This window comes from Bradyrhizobium sp. USDA 3364 (genome assembly GCF_054056355.1).
Genome location: NZ_JBSRYG010000002.1, coordinates 5,924,493 through 5,945,701, shown reverse-complemented (window position 1 = coordinate 5,945,701; position 21,209 = coordinate 5,924,493). Strand labels below are relative to the sequence as shown.

Genomic DNA, 21,209 nt, shown 5'->3' with positions numbered 1-21,209 from the left:
CCCAGCGATTGAACAGGCGCAGTGCCTTCCGGATACAGCGACATGGCAGTCATTATTGTATTATTTGCGCAGGCCGGTCGCCCACGGCCTTTCAAGGCCAAGCCATAACCCATTGCCGAATTTGCGGAATGGCTTGAAATTGGCCATCTGTAAAGCGCGCTCGGTGGTGCGGCGGCCCCCATTCGACGAGCGCGCATAGTTTATTCCCATGCACGAATGATCCGTAGTTCTCCGGCCGTGAACATAGTTCCGCCGCGCGGTCTGGGCTAAGAAGTGGCGCCGGTGTTGTTCTGGGGTGAGTTGATGAAAAAGGACGACGTCACGTGTCCGCGCTGCGGGGCCGGATTCCGACGCCTTGAGCTGGCAGCAGGATCAGGAAGCAAGGGCGAGTATCGCTGCCCGGTCTGCGAAACAACGCTCGAGCAGTTCGATGGTGACAAGCTCGTTGCCTACCGCCTGACGATCCAACCCTCGATCCGCGGCTTGAAGACGTGATCGCCACGCCGGATCACGATCTCCGCTTCAGGACGTAACTGTCCATGATCCAGCCGTGCTGCGCACGTGCATCCCGGCGCGCGGCGACGATGCGCGGGCCGACCTCCGCGAGTTCCCCCGCCATGAGAATCTGATCGGGCATGCCGAGATAGGCGCCCCACCAGATCTTCAGGCCCTCAGGATCGAGCGTCTGGAAGGCCGCTCCGCCGTCGAGCATCACGACGATAGTGTCGACGCCGGGCGGCCAACCGCCCTCGCGCAGCCGCCGGCCTGTCGTGACCAGGAATGGCTCGCCGATCTCATTGAGCGGCAGCGCGTGCGCCGCGCACAATGCCTGGATCGACGTAATGCCCGGGATCACGTCGATCGATGGCAAAGGATCGAGCCGTTGCGCAATCCTCAAGCTCGAATCGTAGAGCGACGGATCGCCCCAGATCAGCAGCGCGACGCGCCCCTCGCCGCCAAGATGCCGCGCGATCTCCTGCGACCAGGTCGCGGCGACCGCGTCGTGCCAATCGTCGACACCCTTGCGATAGTCCTCCTCGCCGGCGTCACGCACCGGCAGGTCGAACTCGGCAAGGCGAGTGCGGTCGCTGCTCAATGCCTCCGCGCAGATCGTCCGGCGCAAATCGGCGAGATCGGATTTTGCCGCTCCCTTGCGCGGGATCAGGATCAGATCGGCGGCATTGATCGCGTCTGTTGCGGCGCGGGTGAGCTGCCGGGGGTCGCCGCAACCGATACCGATCAGCGAAAGCCTCAACATGGCCGCGTCAACCTCGATCCGGCGCCAGCGCGCCGAACAGAATGACGGCAGCCGCCGTGGCGGCGCCGGCATGCGTGAGCCGTTCGGCCAGCTCTGCGATCGTGGTGCGGACAAGCCGCTCATCGGCGTGGCCGAGCGACTCCGCCAGCAGCGCAGGCGTATCGGGCGCGAGGCCCTGCGCGATCAGCGTTGCGGCGAGCACGGGGAACGTGCGCCGGCCCATATAGACGACGGTGGTCGCTTCGGGATCGGCCAGCGCCGCCCAGTTGAGGTCATTTGGCAACTCGCCGGTGACATCGGCGCCGGTCACGAACTGGACCCGGCGCGAGGTCAGCCGTCGCGTCAGCGGAATGCCGGCCTGCGCGGCGGCCACCGAGGCCGAGGTGACGCCGGGAATGATCTCATAGCCGATGCCGGCCGCGCGCAACGCCTCGATCTCCTCCTCGAGCCGGCCAAAGATTCCGGCATCGCCCGATTTCAGCCGCACCACCCGCACGCCGGTCCCAGCATAGTCGACCAGCAGCCGGCTGACATGATGCTGCCGCGCGGACAGCCGGCCGGCCCGCTTGCCGACCGCAACGAGATTGGCGCCGGGGCGCGCGAGATCGAGGATCGCGCCCGAGGCAAGATCATCATAGAGCACCACGTCGGCCTCGCGCAGCCGCGCGGCTCCCTTCATGGTCAGGAGTTCGGGGTCGCCGGGACCGGCCGAGACGAAGGCGACGAAGCCGCTCACCGGTCCTCCGCGATCAGATGGAAGAATGTCCCCGTTGCGTTGCCCCGCCGCGATCCGGTCTCCGCAACGATCGCGCCGGTCGCATCGCGCACCACCGCAAGCGGCGTGTCCGGCTGCGCGATGATCGTCGAATAGTGAAATTCGTGGCCACGCAGGCGTACGCCCGGACCGTGGCCCGGCATCGGTGCGGCAAGTTCGGCGAGCCGGTAGCCCAGATGCATGCGGCGCTTGGCATAGCTGGACTCAAGCCCGAGCAACCCCGCCATTTCATGGCGCACGCCTTCGGCATCGGTCAGCGCGGCGCCCAGCACCATGTAGCCCCCGCATTCGCCGTGCACCGGCTTCGTCCCGGCGAAGGCACGCAGCTCACCGAGGAATCGCCGGTTGGCGGCAAGCCGGCCCGCATGCAGTTCAGGGTAACCTCCGGGCAACCAGCACACGTCGGCGTCCGCGTCGGGGCCCTCGTCGGCAAGCGGCGAGAAGGTCACGATGTCAGCGCCGGCTGAGCGCCAGGCCTCCAGCATGTGGGGATAGACGAAGGAGAAGGCTGCGTCGCGCGCAAGCGCGATGCGCTGGCCGGGCGGCGTGATGTCCAGCCCGCGCGCGGTTGATTGCGGCGACCAGACCCGCGCCGATTGCATCACGGCGTCGAGATCGACATGCTCGACGACAAAGCGTGCGGCTTCGTCGATCAGGCCGTCGATCTCGGCCTGCTCTTCGGCCTGCACCAGGCCGAGGTGACGCTTCGGCAACGCGATCTCGGCGTGGCGGGGTAACGCGCCCAACACCGAAATGCCCGCCCCCGCCATGGCACTGCGCACCAGGGCTTCATGCCGCGCGCTCGCGACGCGGTTGAGGACGACGCCCGCAAGCCGCGCGCCCGGGCGAAAGTCGCGCAACCCAGCCGCGACCGCCGCCGCCGTCTGCGCCTGGCCGGAGGGATCGATCACCAGCAGCACCGGCCATCCCATCATCTCGGCAATGTCGGCGGTGGCGCCGGTGCCGGAGACGCCAGCCGCGGCAACGCCATCGAACAATCCCATCGAGCCTTCGGCCAGCACCAGATCGGCATCCGCACCGCGGCTCGCCAGATGCGCGATCGCATCACGCGCCATCGCCCAGCTATCGATGTTGACGGATGCGCGGCCGGTTGCGACCGCGTGAAAGGCAGGATCGATATAGTCCGGCCCGCTCTTCAGGCACTGCACCTTCAATCCGCGATTGCGATAGGCGCGGGCCAGCGCCAGAGTCAGCGTCGTCTTGCCGACACCGGATGCCGGCGCCGAGATCACGAGCGCTGCGGTCATTGTGGTGATTCCGGCGATGATTCCGGAAAGCGTGGTTCCGCCCCCACCGGACGGTAGCGGCGGTCGTAATCGGCTGCATAGAGACGGCTCTCGGCGAACTCGTCCGCGCCGAGTGTCTTGCCGACCAGGATCAGCGCGGTGCGTTCGAGCTCGGGGCCGACAGCAGCATCGAGCGTCGCGAGCGTGGCACGCACGATGCGCTGATCCGGCCAGCTCGCGCGCCAGACGATCGCCACCGGACAGTCAACGCCGTAATGCTGCGTGAGTTCGGCGACGACCTTGTCCAGCAGATGGATCGACAGATGGATCGCGAGCACCGCGCCGGTCGCGGCAAAGGCTGCAAGCGTCTCGCCGTCGGGCATCGCGCTCGCCCTCCCCGGCGTGCGCGTCAGCACCACCGATTGCGCAACGCCCGGCAGCGTCAGCTCGGCCTCCAGTGCCGCCGCGGCCGCCGAGAAGGACGGCACGCCGGGCGTGACCGAATACGGAATCTGCAAGGCCCGCAACCGGCGCAGCTGTTCGCCCATCGCCGACCAGATCGAGAGATCGCCCGAATGCAGCCGCGCGACGTCCATGCCCTCTGCATGCGCGGTAGCGATCTCGGCGATGATCTCGTCGAGCGACATCGGCGCGGTGTTGATGATGCGTGCGTCCTTCGGGCAATGCGCCAGAACGCCTGATGGCACCAGCGATCCGGCGTAGAGACAGACCGGGCACGAGGCGATGAGATCGCGCCCGCGCAAGGTCAGGAGGTCGGCGGCGCCGGGCCCTGCGCCGATGAAATGCACCGTCATTCGCCGTCTCCTTCCGCGATCGCTGCGGTCGCCATCCGATCCTGCGAAACGGCCCTCGCCGAAATCAGGCGTGCACCGCGCCCCGCCGCCGCGAGCGCCGCGGCTTCTGCGACGGAGCCCGTGCCGAACTCGGCACGGATCAACTCGGATTGCGTCACGGTTTCGACCTCGGCCAGCGTCTCGGCGGGGATGCCCCGGATCGACAGCCCGAGTTCCTGCGCCAGGACTATCAACGCGGTTGCATCGGCCTTGTCGCTCACCGTGGCAAGCGCCGCAAGCCCTTCGGGGCCGCCGGCCGCGTCGAGCGCGTCGCGCAAGGACGCAACATTGGCATCGCGCCTGAATCCCAGGCCCGCGACCTTCATCGGACCACACTCCATTGCACGATCGGCCGCGCCGCCTTCCAGGAACGATACCGGCCCAGCGGTTCAGCCTGCGCAATCTCAAGGCGCATCAGTTCGCCGCCATGCCGCTGGTGCAGATCGGACAGCAGCACCTCGGTTTCAAGCGTCACCGCATGCGCGACCAGCCGCGTGCCCGGCGCGATGCGCGACCAGATCGCGTCGAACATGTCAGCATCGAGGCCGCCACCGATGAACACTGCATCGGGCGCCGCGAGGTCCGATAGAGCGCCGGGCGCCTCACCCTCGATGACGGTGATCCGGTGCGCCAGGCCGAAGCTGGCTGCATTGCTGCGGATATTGGCGGCGCGTTCGCCGCGGGCCTCGATGGCGATCGCCGTCCCTCCGCACAGCGCCCATTCGATCGAGATCGAGCCCGAGCCTGCGCCGACATCCCACAGCCGCTCGCCGGGCCGTGGCGAAAGCGCCGACAGCGCAAGAGCGCGAATCGGCCGCTTGGTCAGTTGCCCGTCATGCACGAAGAGCGTGTCGGGAAGACCCGAGCTGCGCGCGATGCCCTGCGCGCCCCTCGCCTCCAGCGCAATCGCGACCAGACTCTCACCGGAATCGCCGGCATAAGAGTCAGCGCGATGCTGCGTGATCGATTCACGCAGTCCGCCAAGCGCTGACAGCGTCCACATCGCCGATGCCCCCCAGCCATGGTCCGCAAGCCAGCGCGCGAGATCGGAAGCCGCCTTGCCGTCACGCACCAGACAGATGATCCGCGCATCGCGGGCCAGATGCGGCAACAGCCGCTCGAACGGTGCCGCATGAAGACCGAGACAGATCACATTCTCGAGCCGCCAGCCCAGACGCGCTGTCGCCAGCGAGAATGTCGACGGCGCGGAGTGCGCGATCCACTCGCCGGGCTGAAGTTTCTCGACAAGGCTTCCGCCAGCGCCATGCCAGAACGGATCGCCCGAGGCGAGCACAACGGTCGGACGACCGCGGCATTCAAGCACAATCCCCGCATCGAACGGCACCGGCCAAACGCGGCCGCGGTCGCTGATGCCGGCAAGCGCGAGGTGCCGTTCGCCGCCGAAAACCGTTTCGGCTTCACGAAGCGCGTTTCGGCTTGCGTCTGACAGCCCCGCAAGGCCATCTTCGCCGATGCCGATGATGGTCAACCAGGGATTACCCATGATGCGCGCCCTGATCCTGGGCGGAACCGCCGACGCCAATCTGCTTGCCGCTGCGGTCGCGCGCGCGGGAATCGACGCGGTCTATTCCTATGGCGGCCGCACCCGCGCGCCGGCTGATCAGCCATTGCCGGTCCGCAGTGGCGGCTTCGGCGGCGTCGGCGGGCTTGCCGATTATCTGCGTGGCGAAACCATTACGCATGTGATCGACGCGACGCATCCGTTCGCGGCCGAGATGAGCCGCAACGCGATCGCGGCTTGCGCGCAAACCGCAACGCCATTGATTGCCCTCGAACGCCCGCCCTGGGACAAGACCTCCGGCGATCACTGGATCGAGGTCGCGGACGTCGCCACCGCGGTCGCGGCCTTGCCGGAGCGCCGCGCCAACGTGTTCCTTGCGATCGGCCGCCAGCACATCGCGCCCTTCAGCGACCAGCCGCAGCATGCCTATACGTTGCGGTTCGTCGACCCGCCTGGCGAAACGCTGCCATTGCCCGATGTAGGTATCATCGTCTCGCGTGGACCATTCACGCTCGAGCGCGAGCTCGAGATGATGCGCACGCGCGCCATTGAGTGGATCGTCGCCCGCAACTCCGGCGGAACCGGCGCATACGCCAAGATCGACGCGGCCCGCATGCTTGGCCTTCCCGTCATCATGATCACGCGGCCGCCGCTGCCCGACCGGCCGCGGGTGGAAAGCGTCAGCGAAGTAATGGAATGGCTCGGTCATCGCACCTGCCTCGGTGCATAGACCCAGCGGCCGACCCGCCGCGTCGCCGAATTACCGACGATGACTAGCGTCCGCATGTCGGCCATCTCGGGTCGCGCGTCGCGCAACTCAACCGTCTCGATCCGCTGCTCGGGCGTCGAGACGGCGCGCGCGAACACCACGATCCGCTCGCCACAGCCGGCCTCGCGCAGGATCTCGAGCGCGCGACCGAAACCTTCCGGGCGGCGGGCCGAGCGCGGATTGTACATCGCAATCGCAAAGTCGCCCTCGGCCGCGAGCCGCAGCCGCTTCTCGATCAACGGCCATGGCTTGAGATTGTCCGACAGGTTGATCGCGCAAAAATCATGACCGAGCGGCGCGCCGGCGCTCGCCGCCGCCGCCAGCATCGCCGTGACGCCAGGTAGAACGCGAATCGGCAAATCGTGCCATTGCGGCGTTTCCTCGAGCGCCTCGAACACGGCGGATGCCATCGCGAACACGCCGGGATCGCCAGATGACACCACCACGACGCGGCGTCCCTCGGCCGCCAGCCGCAGCGCCTCAGCGGCGCGCTGCAACTCGACGCGATTGTCCGACGGATGCAGCGTGAGCCCGGCGCGTGGCGGCACCCGCGTCACATAGGGCGCGTAGCCGACGATGTCAGTTGCCGCAGCGAGCGCAGCAGTGACTTCCGGCGTGACCAGCGCCTCGTCGCCCGGCCCAAGTCCCGCGATGGTCAGCGTGCCGGTCATTGCGCCGCCTCCCGGCGCCGCCCCTGCCCGTGCACCAGCACGATCGCAAAATACGGACAATCGGCCTCGCCAATCTCAGCGAGCCTGATGACCCGCTGGTCCGGCATGGTGCCGCGCTCGACGAGCCAGGCATCGTCGAGACGCCCGGCGGAAGCCAGCGCACGGCGGATCTTCGGAAGATTGCGGCCGGTCTTCATGACGACCAGCGCGTCAGAGTTGCGCATCCGCGCTGCGAGTTCGGCCTCCGGCAGCGTGCCCATCAGGACCGTGGTCACATCGTCAGCGAGCGCGAACGGCTGGCCGACCGCATTCCAGCAGCCGACCATGCCGGGAATGCCGGCGATCACCTCGATCCCGACACGTCCCTGCAGCCGCGTATGCAGGTGCATGAACGAGCCGTAGAAATAGGGATCGCCCTCACACAGCACGACGACATCGATCTCGCGCGCAAGCCGCACCAACCGCTCGGCCCATGCATCGTAGAAATCAGCCAACTGCCGCGCGTATTCGGGACTGTCAAACGCGATCTCCGTGGTGACGGGATATTCCATCGGATATTCGTTGACGTCATCCGCGAGCATGCCTTCGACGATGCGGCGCGCCTGCCCCGGCTGCCCCTTCTTGCGGAAATAGGCGACGTCCTTTGCGGCACGCACGATGCGGTCGGTGCGCACGCTCATCAGATCCGGATCGCCTGGGCCGAGGCCGCAGCAGATGATGCGTCCCATCGCTATTCGCTCCGGCTCGCCAGCGCATTGACGGCGGCAACCGTGATCGCCGACCCGCCGAGACGTCCCTCGACCGTCAGCGCCGGCACGGGCGGCTCGGCCATCAAGGCCGCCTTGGACTCGGCGGCGCCGACGAATCCGACGGGACAGCCGATGATCGCCGCCGGCCGCGGGCAGTCGGTATCCTCCAGCATGTTGAGCAGATGAAACAGCGCCGTCGGCGCGTTGCCGATCGCGACGATCGCCCCCGCCAGATGCGGCCGCCACAGCTCGAGCGCCGCCGCCGAGCGCGTGTTGTGCATCGATTGCGCGAGCGCGGGAACTTGGGGGTCGCCAAGCGTACAGATCACTTCGTTGCCGGCCGGCAGTCGCGCGCGCGTAATTCCCTCCGACACCATGCGCGCGTCGCAGAGGATCGGCGCACCGTTCTGCAAAGCTGCCCGTGCGCTGGCGGCCATGCCTGGCGTGAAGCGGACATGCGCTTCCAGGCCCACCATGCCCGCGGCATGGATCATGCGCACCACGACCGGCTCTTCGTCCGGCGTAAAGCGGGCAAGGTCGGCCTCGGACCGGATGGTGGCAAAGGACTGGCGATAGATCGCCGCGCCATCGGTTTCATAGACGTGCGGCATCAGCGGCCTCCCGTCAGCACGGCGGGATTTGCCAGGAGGTACGTGTTGGTCAATCCTCGCATGACCGGTGCATCCCGCGTCGTGCCGCAGCGGATGAGGTCAAAGCCCTCGCATGACGCAACGAGGGTGACATCCGCAGAGCCGGAATGGGCACAGCCCTTGGCGCAGCCGGAGACGTGAAGCCGGGCATCGGATGGGACATGTGGCGCAAGCGCCGATGCCAGTGCCCGCGTATCGGCATACGCCTCGGCGCAGCGCGGTGCGCCGCTGCAGGCGGTGACGCGCAGCGCAGGATCGTCGGCGTCGGTGACGAGATCCGCCCCATGGGGCATCTCGTGCAATCCCTCCGCCAGCACCATCCGCCACGGCGTCATGCGAAGCGCCTGCGCGCATCCGGCGAGATGGCTGAGCGTCTGGTGCGGCATTTGCCCGAAGGTCACGCCAACCATCGCGCCGGTCGGATAGAGACCGGGAACAGGATCCGCCGATCGAGGCGCTGGCTCGGCATCGCCGCGAAGCGATTCGGACAAGCTCGCTCCGCCGACGAGATGCGCCGCCATTCGTCGCTTCTCACCCTTGGCTCCGCCGGAGGCCACAAACCATTCGGCCAGCGCCAGCGCGACCTGGACAGCCTCGCTCAGCGCGACCGACCGCCCGAATTGCGCGCCATCGGCGCGCACCAGCAGGCCACCATTACGATCGCGCTCGATCCTGATATCCGCAGAGGCGCCAGCCAGCACGCGCGCGTTGCCGTCATCGATTGCGAAGCCGAACTTGGTCGGAAGATCGAACGAAGCACCGGCAAGCGCCCGCTCCAACTCGGCCGCGAGCGAGCGGGTGTCGTCACCGACAGTCCAGAACGGCGTCACCAGAATGTTGCGCTGCGCCTCGGTATTGGAGTCTTCATCCAGCAACCCGAGCTGGGCGAGCCCATCGATCAAGGCTGGATAGCTCGCATCGCTGACGCCACGGATCTGGAGATTGGCGCGGCTGGTCAGATCGATCAGGCCGTTGCCGTATCGCGCAGCCAGTTCGGCGATTCCCGCCGCCTGCGCCGCGTCCAGCCGCCCGCCACGCGGTCGAATCCGCACCACGAGGCCGTCGCCAGATTGCATCGGCCGCAGCGCGCCGGGACACCAGCCCTTGATCGCGACCGCGCTCATAAAACCTCCTGCAGCGCGGCCGCAATCGAATTGCGCCGCGTCTGCCAAAGCGACGCTTCATGCAGCCGGGTGAAGCAGGTTTCGATCGCAGCCAGCGCCGCCGGATTCTCGCGCGCCATGAAAGCGCGCACCTCGTCATTGCCGAGCGTCGCGTCGTAGTAGAGGTCGAACAGATGCGGCGGCACCGCGCCGGCGAGATGGGCGAACGCCGCCATGTGCTCCAGCGTCGCGGTGATCTCGGCGGCGCCGCGGAAGCCGTGGCGCATCATGCCGGCGATCCATGCGGGATTGGCGGCGCGCGCCCGCACCACGCGCGAGATTTCCTCGGTCAAGGACCGCGCGTGCGGCTGATCCGGCCGCGTTGCATCGAGGTGATACAGCGCCGGGACGTTTGCGCCGAGGCGCCGGGCCGCCGCCGCGATACCGGCCTCATGCGCCGCGTAGTCCGCCGCCAGCAGCAGATCCGTCTCGGGCAGATCCTGGGTGTGGACGAAGCTGTCTGCAGCAGCGAGCCGTGCCTCGATGCCAGCGCGATCCGGCCTGCTCTCGCCGTCGGACGCAATCGCCCAGGACGATGCCGACAGCCAGGTCTCGCCGGCCGCGTCGCGCGTCTCCGGCGTGAAGACATCGGGGATCGACGCAATGCCGGCGCCGTAATGTCCGGGCGGCGGACCGAACACGCGCGCGATGCGCTGCCGGTACGGATTCTCGTCCGCCTCATCGCTGCGTTCGGACAACGCCTCCGTCGCGGCCTCGAACAATTGCGCAAGTCCCGAAAAGACGTCGCGGAACAGACCCGACACGCGCAGCGTCACGTCGATGCGGGGACGGGCGAGTTCCGCCGGCGCGATGATGTCGTAGCCCGACACCCGGCCCGACCCATGATCCCAGCGCGGCGCGATGCCGGCGAGATGCAGGGCCATCGCAAAGTCTTCGCCGGCGGTGCGCATCGTCGACGAGCCCCAGAGATCGACGACGAGTCCCTTCGGCCAATCGCCGTGATCCTGCAAATGACGGCGCAGCAGCTCTTCGGCGAGCTTCACGCCCTGCGCATGCGCCGACGGCGTCGGCACCGCGCGCGGATCGACCGCAAACAGATTGCGCCCGGTCGGCAGCACGTCGCTGCGCCCGCGATAGGGCGAGCCCGCTGGGCCCGGCGCAACGCGCCGGCCGGCGAGCGCATCACGCATGGTAGCCCTCTCCGCTTCGCCGCAAGCGCCCTGCCCGAACACATGCAGGCCGTCGCCGAATTGGCTTTCCTTGAGATCGCAGACGAAGCGATCGATCTGCGGAATCGCCTCCGCCGCCGAGACCGACGCCGCCAGGCCAAGATCGTCCTCCAGCCCGGCAATGCGCGCCTCCTCGCGGATTGCGGCAATCAGGCGCTGCCGCCGCGCCGGATCGAGGCCATCGGCGGTCGAATACTCGTCGAGCAAGCGCTCGAGACCGCGCAGGCCCTCCGGCACCACCGCCTGCGCCAGCGGCGGCGGCAGATGGCCGATCGTCACGGCGCCGATCCGGCGCTTGGCCTGGGCGGCCTCGCCGGGATCGTTGACGATGAAGGGATAGATGACGGGCAGATCGCCGATCAGCGCTTCCGGCCAGCATGCCGATGACAGGGCGACCGACTTGCCGGGCAGCCATTCCAGCGTGCCATGCGTGCCCATGTGGACGACAGCATCGATGCCCTGCTGCCTGAGCCACAGATGGAACGCGACATAGGCATGACGCGGCGTGCGCGAGAGATCGTGGTAGTCGGCATCGCGACGACCGGCCTCACCGCGCTCCGGCTGCACGGCGATGACCGACCTGCCGCACTGGATCGCCGCGAAATGAAATGCGCCGTCGCGGCAATCGGGATCATCCTCCGGCGCGCCCCATGTGCTGGCAAGGTCGTCCTGGAGTTGCACCGGCAAGTTGGAGATCGCCGCGCGATATTCGACCACGCCCCAAGTCAGTTTCCGTCGCAGAAGTGCATCGCCCAGCGACGCCACCGGCTCGAGATAAAATCCCGCAGCCGCGAGATCGGTCAGCAACACCTCGACCGAGGCCAGCGCATCGAGGCCGACGGCGTGCGCGATCTGATGCGGACGGCCCGGATAGTTCGAGAGCACGAGCGCGAGATGTTTGTCCCGCGCCGGCTTGCTGGTAAGCCGATGCCAGGCCGCCACACGCGCGACAATTGCCGCAACGCGCTCGGCATCCGGCCGATGCGCGAGGTGCGCGAATTGCAGTTCGGGATCGCGCTCGCCTGCCGACTTGAAGCTCACGACGCCCGCGAACAGGCGGCCGTCGACCTCCGGCAGCACGACATGCATCGCGAGATCGCCGGGCGAAAGGCCGCGCAGCGACAAGGCCCAATCCTCGCGCCGCGCCGTGGACAGCGCGACCTGGAACACCGGGCACGATGCGATATCGAACGGCGTCGTGCCGTCGTCACCGGCTGCCGAGAATGCGGTCGCATTGACAATGGCGGCCGGCGGGCATTGCGCGAATTGGGTGCGCAGCCAATCGGCGACGCCCGCCGCCTTCAACGAGGTGACGAACACACCGTGGGCATCGAAGCCCTTGTCGCGCAACGCATCGATCAATGCATCGACCGGCGCGGTGTCGCCGGCCGCGAGATAGGAGCGATAGAAGGTCACCAGCACCCGCGGCCTGTCGCCGGAGGCCGGCAGAGCCGCGACGGCACCGCGCACGGAATCGTAGACGCCGATTTCGGGGAGATCGATCTCGCCGACGACGGGTCCGGCATAGAGACCGGACGCCAGCGCCAGCTGCGCGATCACGGCCTGCGCGGCAACCGGGCCGCCCTTGTCGCACAGCACCTTCAGGCGGCGCAGCGTCGAGACCGGCAGCGTCGAGAACTCATCCAGCCGCAGATCGTCGCGGCCGTCCGCCGGCAGCACGACCAGGGCGATGCCGCGCTCCTTCGCCAGCCGATGCACCGCGGCCAGCCCGTACGACCAATAGGGCTCGCCGCCGATCAGGCGGACGAGAATGCCGCGTGCATGCGACAGGGTCCGCTCAATATAGGTGTCGACCGACAGCGGGTGGCGCAGCTCCGCGAGATTGGCGAGCCGCAGCGACGGCAGCGCGGCGCGGCCGCGCCGCCAGCCGGCCGCGAACGCCGCGAGATCGCTGTCGGAAAACGACAACACCACGAGATCGGCCGGATCCTGGCCGAGGTCTCTCGGTGTCGCGGTCTCCTCAAGGCCGCGGCTCTCGCGGAAGATGACGTGCATCAGACACCAAGTCGCGCCCTGATCGCGGTCTCATCGATATCGGCATGTTCGCCGATCACGACCAGCTTGGACTGCCGCGGGCGCGCGCCCCAGGGCATGTCGAACTGATGCCGCACCCGTTCGCCGACCGATTGCACGAGCAACCGCATCGGCTTGCCTTCGACTGCAATGTAGCCCTTGGCACGGAGCACGTTCTGCTCGCGGGCCAGGCCCTTGATCGACGTGACCAACGCATCGACGTCAGCAATCTCGGGAAGATCGATCACCACCGAATTGAAATCGTCGTGCTCGTGTTCCTCTTCGCCGTCGTGATGCGACGGACGTGCGGCGAGATCGTCTTCCGCCGCGGCCCCAAGGCCGAGGATCACGCGCGCGTCGATCGTGCCGTCGACAATGGGCAACATCGGCACCTCGCGCGGCATTTCGGCCGCGATCACCTCTTTTGCTGCCTTGATCCCCTCTGCGCCTGCGAGATCGGCCTTGGTCAGGAGCACGATATCGGCGCAGGCGATCTGGTCCTCGAACACTTCGGACAGCGGCGTCTCGTGGTCGAGATTCTCGTCGGCCGCCCGCTGCGCATCGACCGCGGCCACGTCAGGCGCAAAGCGGCCGGCTGCGACCGCCTCGGCATCGGCCAGCGCGATCACGCCGTCCACCGTGATCCGCGAGCGGATCTCCGGCCAGTCGAATGCCTTGAGCAATGGCTTCGGCAGCGCGAGCCCCGATGTTTCGATCACGATATGATCGGGCTTCACGGGGCGTGCAAGCAACTGCTCCATCGCCGGGATGAAATCGTCGGCGACGGTGCAGCAGATGCAGCCATTGGCGAGCTCGACGATGTTCTCGGTCGGGCAATTGGCATCGGCGCACGACTTCAATATCTCGCCGTCGACACCTTCGCTGCCGAACTCGTTCACCAGAACCGCGAGCTTCTTGCCATTGGCATTGCGGAGCAGATGCTGGATCAGCGTCGTCTTGCCGGACCCGAGAAAGCCGGTCACGACCGTGACCGGAACCTTGGCGAGTGTCGTCATTCTGCGGCCTCCGGCACGACAGCGATGGGTGGAATGCGGGCAAGCGATTGCTTGCGGAAGATTTCGGGACGGCTGCGCCACGGCACGATGCCGTCGGGCGCCGCGGCATAGGCAGAGGCGCCGGCGATCACATCCCTGGCATTGGCTTCGGACAGGCGGCCGTAGACATAGGACCACCGCCCCGGCGCGCTGAGCGCGACCGAGCAACCCTGGCTGCAGGCCGACAGGCATTCGACGGGAACCAGATTGACGTTATCGGGCACGCCGGCCTCGACAAGCGCGGCATGCAGGCGCGCGCCGGGTGCGATCTCGCCTTCCGCCAGCGTCTGGCCGGCGCGACAGGTGATGCAGACATGAAGTGTAACGCTCATCGCCCTTCCTGGATTGACAGCGGGAAGCGATGAGGCACACGAACCGACTTCAAGCAGGTTCGTTTCCCCCGTCGCGGAACACCCCGTCCGCCGGTCTCACAACATGTTGCGCTGGCAGGTCTCCCGGCTTGCGGAGCAGGTTTTACCCCTCGATGCCCACCTTCCCGACTCCACATGGAATCAGTGGCTTGGACATCTCTCCGGTCACGGTCGCGGGGGCGGCTGCGCTTCAAGCCCGATTTAGCGGAGCCCTATCGCATTCCCTCTTCGCCTGTCGTAGGACAGGAACCAACGCGGGCCCACCATTCGTCGATGGCTCGCACTTGTCAAGCCGAAGGACCATGATGATTTCTGATGGAAACGACGCTCAGGACGGCGCCGTCGGCACCGACCCCTCGCTGGATGCGCGCCATGCCGACAAGATGGCGAAAAAGAAGGCCGCCCGCGACCGCATCATGGCGACGAAGAGTGGCGAAAAGGGCCTGATTATCGTTCATACCGGCGCCGGCAAAGGAAAATCCTCCTCCGCGTTCGGCATGATCGTGCGCTGTGTCGCGCACGGCTTTCCCTGCGCGGTGGTGCAGTTCATCAAGGGTGCCTGGGATACCGGCGAGCGCCGCCTGCTCACCGGACATTTCGGCGATCTCTGTCAGTTCCATGCCATGGGCGAAGGCTTTACCTGGGAGACCCAGGATCGCGCCCGCGACATCGCGGCGGCCCAGGCCGGCTGGGAAAAGGCCAAGCAGCTGATATCAGAGCCGAGCCTACGCATGGTAGTGCTCGACGAGATCAACATCGCGCTGCGCTACGATTATCTCGCGATCGCCGATGTCGTCGAATTCCTGACGACGTCGAAGCCGCCGATGACGCATGTCGTGCTCACCGGACGCAACGCCAAGGACGAGTTGATCGAGATCGCCGATCTCGTCACCGAGATGACGCTGGTGAAGCACCCGTTCCGCTCCGGCATCAAGGCCCAGCCGGGCGTCGAGTTCTGACCGATATCACGATGGCGCGCGCATTGATGATCCAGGGAGCCGGCTCGGACGTCGGCAAGTCGCTCATCGTCGCGGGCCTCGCACGCGCCGCTACACGGCGCGGCCTGCGCGTGCTGCCGTTCAAGCCGCAGAACATGTCGAACAACGCCGCAGTGACCGTCGACGGCGGCGAGATCGGACGCGCGCAGGCCTTGCAGGCGCTCGCCGCCGGCGTCGAGCCACACACCGACATGAATCCGGTGCTGCTGAAGCCCGAAACCGATGTCGGAGCCCAGATCATCGTGCACGGCAAGCGGATCGCGACCGCGCGCGCCCGGGAATATGCCGCGATGAAGCCATCGCTGATGGGCGCGGTGCTGAAGAGCTTTGAACGCCTCAAGGCGCGCGCCGACCTTGTGCTGGTCGAGGGTGCCGGCAGCCCCGCGGAGGTTAACTTACGCAAGGCCGATATCGCCAATATGGGCTTTGCGCGCAGGGCCGACGTGCCCGTGGTGCTGGTCGGCGACATCGACCGCGGCGGCGTCATCGCGCAGCTCGTCGGCATCAAGACGGTGATCGATCCTGACGATGCCGCGATGATCCGGGGTTTTGTCATCAACAAATTCCGCGGTGATCCCTCTCTGTTCGATGACGGCTACCGCCTGATCGAGGTCCGCACCGCGTGGCGCGGCCTTGGCGTGCTGCCCTGGTTCGCCCGCGCCGGCGAGCTTCCGGCCGAAGACGCGCTCGGACTCGGCGAGGCGCGCAAGCCCGGCCAGTGCAAGATCGCCTTTCTGGCGCTGTCGCGGATCGCCAATTTCGACGACCTCGATCCGCTCAAGCTCGAGCCCGGCGTCGATCTCGTGATGGTACGTCCGGGTGAGGCCATCCCGGGCGATGCGCGGCTCGTCATCCTGCCCGGCTCGAAATCGACCCGCGGCGATCTCGCCTTCCTGCGCGCGCAAGGATGGGACATCGATCTGCTGGCGCATCATCGCCGCGGCGGCCATGCCCTCGGCCTGTGCGGCGGCTACCAGATGCTCGGACACACCGTCGCCGATCCCGAGGGAATCGAGGGTCCCGCCGGCGAAACGCGCGGCCTCGGATTGCTCGATGTCACCACCACGATGACCGAGCAGAAGACGCTGACCCGCGTCAGCGCGGTGCATGCTGCGACCGGTCAACCGATCAGCGCCTACGAAATCCATATCGGGCATACCGACGGCCCGGATCGCGCGCGGCCTTTTTCATTGCTAAACGGCTCACCGGAAGGTGCGATTTCCGCCGATGGACGCGTGTATGGCAGCTACCTGCACGGCTTGTTCAGCTCGGACGATTTCCGTAAGGCGTTCCTTGCGCAGCTCGACGTGCCCGCGACTGATCAGCCCTACGGCGCCAGGGTCGAGAGCGCGCTCGACGCGCTTGCCGAGCACATCGAGACCCATCTCGATGTCGAAGGGCTGCTCGCGCTGGCGTGCTAAACGGACAGCACGGCAGACAGGCGGGACCACTCGGCCTCATTGCCCGGCAAGCCGAGGCGCAGCCATCCCGGCCTTTGCTGGAAGACGCGCGACCAGATCTGGCCGCGGGCGAGCTTGTCCTGCGCGGCCAGCGCATCGCCAGTCTCATAGAGCCGGAACAGCGGCGTGCCACCGACCAGCGTCCAGCCCTGCACGCGCGCCTCCGCATCGAGCCTGACGCAGTCGTCCGCCAGCCGCGCGGCCGTCGCCTGTGCCCAGTCGCGATCGAGCAACGCGCGCCGTCCGATCGCAATTGCGGCGCCCGACACCGGCCATGGCCCCGCCATCGCCGCAAGCGCGGCGATATCCGCCTCGCTGCCGAGCGCAAAGCCGAGCCGCAAGCCGGCCAGTCCGTAAAATTTTCCGAACGAGCGCAGGATCAGGAGCCCTGCTCGTCCGGTTTCCGACGCAAGCGAGATGCCGGGCACGGCGTCCGCAAAACTCTCGTCTATGACGAGCCGGCCAACGCGCGGCAGCAGCGCCAGCAGTTCGTCCCGATCATGGTGCTGTCCGTCGGGGTTGTTCGGATTGACGACGACGGCAACATCAGCTCCCGCAAGCGCTGCCAGATCGGATACCTCGGCGACGTCCCAACCGGCCGCTGACAACACCGCGGTATATTCATTGTAAGTCGGCGCCAGTATGCGCGCCCGCCCCCGAGACGCCAGATGCGGCAGCGACTGAATGGCAGCCTGCGCACCGCCCATTGCCACGATCGGCGCCTTGGTGGCATAGGCCCGCCGCGCGGCATCGTGCAGCGATTCAAGTTCGGATCGCGACGGCAACGCGCTCCATTGCCGCGGCTCCACATCGACGACAGGATACGGCACCCGATTGATCCCGGTCGACAGGTCGATCCAGCCGTCCACCGTGCCGCCGAAGCGTTGTTGGGCGACATCGAGATTTCCGCCGTGCTCACGCATGCGCTGCCCTCTTACAGCAACGCGAGGGCGACGAACACCCCGGCCAGCAGCGTCATGGCGCGACGATAGAGCTTCAGCCCGGCGAAGATGTCCGCGGCCGCCGGATCGCGCGCGCCCTCATTCAGCCAGGGCTCGTTTGCGATGCTGCCGTGATAGATGCGGGGACCGCTGAGCCGCACCCCGAGCGCGGCGGCCATCGCCGCTTCCGGCCAGCCGGCATTCGGTGAACGATGCCGGCTTGCATCGCGCAACATGCATGACCACGCCTGCGAACGGTTTGGCGCGAGCAGCACGAACAGAACGCCGGTCAACCGCGCCGGAGCGAGATTGGCGAGATCGTCGATCCGGGCTGCGGCCCAGCCGAAGGCTTCGTGCCGCGCGGTGCGATGGCCGATCATGGAATCCAGCGTGTTGATCGCCTTGTAGCCAAGGATGCCCGGCAGGCCGAACAGCGCGCCCCAGAACACCGGCGCCACGATGCCGTCGGAGGCATTCTCGGCGAGGCTTTCGATGGTCGCGCGCGCGATGCCGGCCTCGTCGAGCGTTGCCGGATCGCGCCCGACAATTTGCGCGACCGCCGAACGCGCCGCTGTGATATCGTCGGACGCCAATGGATTGGCCACCGCAGCGACGTGATCATGCAACGAACGCAACGCCACCAGCGGCCACGCCAGCGCACCCACAAGGGCGACGCGCACCCATCCGGATGCGAGCGCGGACTGAACGGCCCAACCGAGTGCGACCACCAGCGCGATCACCAGGACAGCAGCCGCGACGCCAGCCATGCGCCGAAACGCCGGTGCATCGGCGGTCCGGTTCCAGTTGGAATCGGCAAAATGGATCAGGCGGCCGAGCCAGGTCACGGGATGGCCGATGCGTGCAAACAGCCACGCCGGCCAGCCGATCAAGGCATCCACGGCCATCGCCACCGCCATCGCTCCCGCAAAACCCACTTAACCCTCTCCTCGCCGCGATCCCCCTGATGCGCAAGACGTGAACCGAGCGCAAGCCCTCCGTGACGGATTTCGGCTTTGTCTTTCACTGCGATTGGTGGTTAGAGCGGGCGTAAAGGAGATCACATGTCCGTCATTCTGATCACGGGCGGGGCCCGATCCGGGAAAAGCCGGCGCGCCGAATTGCGGGCGCGCGGCTTTCCGGGGCAGCCGGTCTATGTCGCCACCGCCGAGGCCCTCGATGCGGAAATGGACGAGCGGATCGCCAAACATCGCGCGCGGCGCGGCAACGACTGGATCGAGCGCGAGGTGCCGCTCGATCTCGTTGACGTGCTGTCCGCGACCGACGGCGGTGGCGCAAGGCTGGTCGATTGCCTGACGCTGTGGCTGTCCAACCTGCTGCATGCGGAGCGCGACTGGTCGCGGGAGGTCACGCTGCTGGCAGATGCACTGCCGCGTCAGCGCAGCCCGGTCATCTTCGTCACCAACGAGGTTGGCCTCGGCATCGTGCCCGATAACGCGCTGGCGCGGACCTTCCGCGACGCCGCCGGGCTGATGAACCAGATGATTGCGGGTGTGGCTGACGAGGTGGAATTCGTCGTGGCAGGCTTGCCGATGAAGCTTAAATGATGTCCGCTACCCAGCGTATCAAAGGCGCGCGATGATCTCATTCGACGATGCGTTCCGCCGGCAACTGCACGAGTTGTTCGTGTGGCGGCGCGACGTGCGGCGCTTCCGGACCGATCCGCTTCCGGATGGGTCGATCGAGCGGTTGATCGAGATCGCCTGCCTGTCGCCTTCGGTCGGGCTGAGCCAGCCGTGGCGGTTCGTCATTGTCGACGATGCGGCACGGCGCCGCGCTGTCATCGACGACTTCAAGGCCTGCAACGCCGATGCGCTGCGGTCCTATTCCGGCGAACGTGCCGCAAAATATGCCGCGTTGAAACTATCCGGCCTCGAGGAGGCGCCGGGCCATCTCGCCGTGTTCGCCGAGAAGTCCGACCACATCGGCTCCGGCCTCGGCCGCGCGACGATGCCGGAGACGACGGAATATTCCGTGGTGGCCGCGATCTGCGCGATGTGGCTTGCCGCGCGCGCCGAAGGCATCGGGCTCGGCTGGGTCTCGATCCTCAATCCAGGCCGCGTTCATGAGATCCTGGAGATTCCGGACGCCTGGAAATTCATCGGCTATCTCTGCATCGGCTACCCTCAGGCCGAATGCGACCGACCGGAGCTCGAACAGGCCAAGTGGGAATCGCGGCGAGGTCCCGGTGAATTCACCATTCGACGCTGAAGGCGCTGCTGAGAACGGCGGCGTGCACTGGCGCGGCGACATCGCCTCGCTGATCTTTCCCGTCCCGGAGCACGGCGCGATCTGCGCGGTGCATCAGGGCGCGTTTCGGACGCTGCTCGGCATGGAGCCGGCGCCGGAGGCCTGCATCCGCCATTTCGAGCGGTATCAAGACGCGTTCAGGGCCGCGGCACGTGCCAAAATCCTGCGCAAGGGCATCCCCCTTGGAACAAATCTGCATCTTACCAGTCGCGACATCGCCCGAAAGCTGCTAGAAGCCGACCAAATCGAACGTGGAGAACGACCATGAGCCAATCCCGGGCCGCGCAAACCCAGACGACGCATCTGCCGGTCGCCACCGGACAGGTGGGACGGCTTGCCCAGTCCCTGATGGCGATGACGCTCGGCCTGTTCATCGTCGGCGTGGTCGGCTTCTCGCACATCGACGTGATCCACAATGCCGCGCACGACCTGCGCCACTCCAACGCGTTCCCCTGCCACTGACCTCGTTGGCATGAACACGTTTCGCTCGATCGTCTTCTCGTCGGTCATTGCCGGATTCATCGTTGGCCTGATCGTCACCGCGGTCCAGCAATTCGGCACCGTCCCCCTGATCCTCAGGGCCGAGGTGTATGAGAAGGTGGCCGAGCACAAGCACGAAGCCTCAGCGCCGCCGCAGGCCATCCTGGTGCACGATCACGCCGATCACGATCATCGCGCCGAGGCGTGGGAGCCGAAGGACGGCCTGGAGCGCAATCTCTATACCGCTGGTGCGAACATCCTGACCGGGATCGGCTTTGCGCTGCTGCTCTGCGGCTTCCTCTCGGTCCGCAGCGGTGCGACCGGCGAGCCGATCTCGTGGCACGAAGGCCTGATGTGGGGGCTCGCAGGCTTTGCCGTCTTCACTATCGCCCCCGGCCTTGGGCTGCCGCCCGAATTGCCGGGCGTGCCTGCCGCTCCGCTGCTGTCGCGTCAGATCTGGTGGGTGACGGCGGTGCTGGCGACCTCAGCCGGCCTCGGGCTGATCGTGTTCCGGCGCTCGATGCCGGCCGCGATCGCCGGCGTTGTCCTGATCATGCTGCCGCATTTGATCGGCGCGCCGGAGCTCGAGCATGTCGAGACCAACGTGCCCTCGTCCCTGTCGCATCAGTTCGTGGTCGCGGTCACGTTGACGAGCCTGGTGTTCTGGTCGCTGCTCGGCAGCCTGACCAGCGCCGCGTTCGCGTATTTCGATCGGCCCGCGTCGGCGTGACCGCCACGGGCCTGATCGCGACAC

General features: G+C 67.1%; 24 protein-coding genes and 1 riboswitch. Of the genes, 9 read left to right on the top strand and 15 right to left on the bottom strand.

Annotation, left to right across the window (positions count from 1 at the left end; all coding sequences use genetic code 11):
• Nucleotides 1–303 precede the first annotated feature (303 nt).
• The gene (locus ACVILL_RS27880; RefSeq protein ID WP_456731981.1) at nt 304–495 is read left to right on the top strand and encodes a hypothetical protein; all 192 of its coding nucleotides are present in this window, start codon (nt 304–306) and stop codon (nt 493–495) included.
• Between the two features lie 13 nt (nt 496–508).
• Here ACVILL_RS27880 and cobF read toward each other — a convergent pair whose 3' ends face one another.
• Genes cobF through cbiE form a run of 6 tightly spaced genes read right to left on the bottom strand, consistent with a single transcriptional unit; the run spans nt 509 to nt 5,638 of the window.
• Complete coding sequence (gene cobF / locus ACVILL_RS27875; protein WP_456731980.1) at nt 509–1,258, bottom strand: precorrin-6A synthase (deacetylating); 750 nt, start codon at nt 1,256–1,258, stop codon at nt 509–511.
• A gap of 7 nt (nt 1,259–1,265) precedes the next feature.
• A complete protein-coding gene (cobA, locus tag ACVILL_RS27870) occupies nt 1,266–1,994 on the bottom strand; it encodes a uroporphyrinogen-III C-methyltransferase (protein ID WP_456731979.1) in 729 nt (242 codons plus the stop codon).
• Nucleotides 1,991–3,301, bottom strand: a complete 1,311-nt coding sequence (locus ACVILL_RS27865) for a cobyrinate a,c-diamide synthase (RefSeq protein WP_456731978.1) — start codon at nt 3,299–3,301, stop codon at nt 1,991–1,993. The genes cobA and ACVILL_RS27865 overlap by 4 nt, the downstream gene beginning before the upstream one ends.
• Nucleotides 3,298–4,095 (bottom strand): precorrin-4 C(11)-methyltransferase, encoded by a 798-nt coding sequence (cobM, locus tag ACVILL_RS27860; protein ID WP_456731977.1) that lies wholly within the window; start codon nt 4,093–4,095, stop codon nt 3,298–3,300. The genes ACVILL_RS27865 and cobM overlap by 4 nt, the downstream gene beginning before the upstream one ends.
• The gene (locus ACVILL_RS27855) at nt 4,092–4,460 is read right to left on the bottom strand and encodes a cobalamin biosynthesis protein (protein WP_456731976.1); all 369 of its coding nucleotides are present in this window, start codon (nt 4,458–4,460) and stop codon (nt 4,092–4,094) included. The genes cobM and ACVILL_RS27855 overlap by 4 nt, the downstream gene beginning before the upstream one ends.
• Nucleotides 4,457–5,638 carry a precorrin-6y C5,15-methyltransferase (decarboxylating) subunit CbiE gene (gene cbiE / locus ACVILL_RS27850; protein WP_456731975.1) on the bottom strand — a complete coding sequence of 394 codons (1,182 nt, stop codon included), beginning with the start codon at nt 5,636–5,638 and terminating at the stop codon, nt 4,457–4,459. The genes ACVILL_RS27855 and cbiE overlap by 4 nt, the downstream gene beginning before the upstream one ends.
• Here cbiE and ACVILL_RS27845 point away from each other — a divergent pair.
• Nucleotides 5,637–6,386, top strand: a complete 750-nt coding sequence (locus ACVILL_RS27845) for a cobalt-precorrin-6A reductase (RefSeq protein WP_456731974.1) — start codon at nt 5,637–5,639, stop codon at nt 6,384–6,386. The two genes, cbiE and ACVILL_RS27845, sit on opposite strands and share 2 nt — an antisense overlap.
• Here ACVILL_RS27845 and cobJ read toward each other — a convergent pair.
• Genes cobJ through ACVILL_RS27810 form a run of 7 tightly spaced genes read right to left on the bottom strand, consistent with a single transcriptional unit; the run spans nt 6,362 to nt 14,269 of the window.
• The gene (gene cobJ / locus ACVILL_RS27840) at nt 6,362–7,096 is read right to left on the bottom strand and encodes a precorrin-3B C(17)-methyltransferase (RefSeq protein WP_456731973.1); all 735 of its coding nucleotides are present in this window, start codon (nt 7,094–7,096) and stop codon (nt 6,362–6,364) included. The genes ACVILL_RS27845 and cobJ overlap by 25 nt on opposite strands.
• Nucleotides 7,093–7,824 carry a precorrin-2 C(20)-methyltransferase gene (locus ACVILL_RS27835; protein ID WP_456731972.1) on the bottom strand — a complete coding sequence of 244 codons (732 nt, stop codon included), beginning with the start codon at nt 7,822–7,824 and terminating at the stop codon, nt 7,093–7,095. The genes cobJ and ACVILL_RS27835 overlap by 4 nt, the downstream gene beginning before the upstream one ends.
• Before the next feature lie 2 nt (nt 7,825–7,826).
• Nucleotides 7,827–8,456: a precorrin-8X methylmutase gene (locus ACVILL_RS27830; protein WP_456731971.1), complete on the bottom strand. Its 630-nt coding sequence runs from the start codon at nt 8,454–8,456 to the stop codon at nt 7,827–7,829.
• On the bottom strand, nt 8,456–9,619 hold the full coding sequence (gene cobG / locus ACVILL_RS27825; protein WP_456731970.1) for a precorrin-3B synthase: 1,164 nt from the start codon (nt 9,617–9,619) through the stop codon (nt 8,456–8,458). Before cobG ends, ACVILL_RS27830 begins: the two co-directional genes overlap by 1 nt.
• Nucleotides 9,616–12,864, bottom strand: coding sequence for a cobaltochelatase subunit CobN (gene cobN, locus ACVILL_RS27820; RefSeq protein WP_456731969.1), 3,249 nt, complete (start codon nt 12,862–12,864; stop codon nt 9,616–9,618). Before cobN ends, cobG begins: the two co-directional genes overlap by 4 nt.
• Nucleotides 12,864–13,898 (bottom strand): cobalamin biosynthesis protein CobW, encoded by a 1,035-nt coding sequence (cobW, locus tag ACVILL_RS27815; RefSeq protein ID WP_456731968.1) that lies wholly within the window; start codon nt 13,896–13,898, stop codon nt 12,864–12,866. Before cobW ends, cobN begins: the two co-directional genes overlap by 1 nt.
• Nucleotides 13,895–14,269 (bottom strand): DUF1636 family protein, encoded by a 375-nt coding sequence (locus tag ACVILL_RS27810; RefSeq protein ID WP_456731967.1) that lies wholly within the window; start codon nt 14,267–14,269, stop codon nt 13,895–13,897. The genes cobW and ACVILL_RS27810 overlap by 4 nt, the downstream gene beginning before the upstream one ends.
• Nucleotides 14,270–14,365: 96 nt before the next feature.
• Nucleotides 14,366–14,577, bottom strand: a riboswitch (cobalamin riboswitch).
• 36 nt (nt 14,578–14,613) lie between these two features.
• Between ACVILL_RS27810 and cobO the strand changes: the two genes are divergently transcribed.
• Both cobO and ACVILL_RS27800 read left to right on the top strand, forming a co-directional pair.
• Entirely contained in the window at nt 14,614–15,267 is a 654-nt protein-coding gene (gene cobO / locus ACVILL_RS27805; protein WP_456734379.1) for a cob(I)yrinic acid a,c-diamide adenosyltransferase, read from the top strand.
• A gap of 11 nt (nt 15,268–15,278) precedes the next feature.
• A complete protein-coding gene (locus ACVILL_RS27800; RefSeq protein WP_456731966.1) occupies nt 15,279–16,727 on the top strand; it encodes a cobyric acid synthase in 1,449 nt (482 codons plus the stop codon).
• Here ACVILL_RS27800 and cobD read toward each other — a convergent pair.
• Nucleotides 16,724–17,689: a threonine-phosphate decarboxylase CobD gene (gene cobD / locus ACVILL_RS27795; RefSeq protein ID WP_456731965.1), complete on the bottom strand. Its 966-nt coding sequence runs from the start codon at nt 17,687–17,689 to the stop codon at nt 16,724–16,726. The genes ACVILL_RS27800 and cobD overlap by 4 nt on opposite strands.
• Nucleotides 17,690–17,700: 11 nt before the next feature.
• Nucleotides 17,701–18,642, bottom strand: a complete 942-nt coding sequence (gene cbiB, locus ACVILL_RS27790; protein WP_456731964.1) for an adenosylcobinamide-phosphate synthase CbiB — start codon at nt 18,640–18,642, stop codon at nt 17,701–17,703.
• A gap of 126 nt (nt 18,643–18,768) precedes the next feature.
• On the opposite strand from cbiB, the gene cobU reads away from it, so the two are divergent.
• From cobU to ACVILL_RS27765, 5 genes are read left to right on the top strand one after another with little or no spacing between them, the layout of a single operon-like run.
• The gene (gene cobU, locus ACVILL_RS27785; protein WP_456731963.1) at nt 18,769–19,272 is read left to right on the top strand and encodes a bifunctional adenosylcobinamide kinase/adenosylcobinamide-phosphate guanylyltransferase; all 504 of its coding nucleotides are present in this window, start codon (nt 18,769–18,771) and stop codon (nt 19,270–19,272) included.
• 31 nt (nt 19,273–19,303) lie between these two features.
• The gene (gene bluB / locus ACVILL_RS27780; protein WP_456731962.1) at nt 19,304–19,936 is read left to right on the top strand and encodes a 5,6-dimethylbenzimidazole synthase; all 633 of its coding nucleotides are present in this window, start codon (nt 19,304–19,306) and stop codon (nt 19,934–19,936) included.
• Nucleotides 19,937–19,958: 22 nt separating this feature from the next.
• The gene (locus ACVILL_RS27775; protein WP_456731961.1) at nt 19,959–20,243 is read left to right on the top strand and encodes a hypothetical protein; all 285 of its coding nucleotides are present in this window, start codon (nt 19,959–19,961) and stop codon (nt 20,241–20,243) included.
• Nucleotides 20,240–20,437, top strand: coding sequence for a CbtB domain-containing protein (locus ACVILL_RS27770; RefSeq protein WP_456731960.1), 198 nt, complete (start codon nt 20,240–20,242; stop codon nt 20,435–20,437). The genes ACVILL_RS27775 and ACVILL_RS27770 overlap by 4 nt, the downstream gene beginning before the upstream one ends.
• A gap of 10 nt (nt 20,438–20,447) precedes the next feature.
• Entirely contained in the window at nt 20,448–21,185 is a 738-nt protein-coding gene (locus ACVILL_RS27765) for a CbtA family protein (RefSeq protein WP_456731959.1), read from the top strand.
• Nucleotides 21,186–21,209 lie beyond the last annotated feature (24 nt).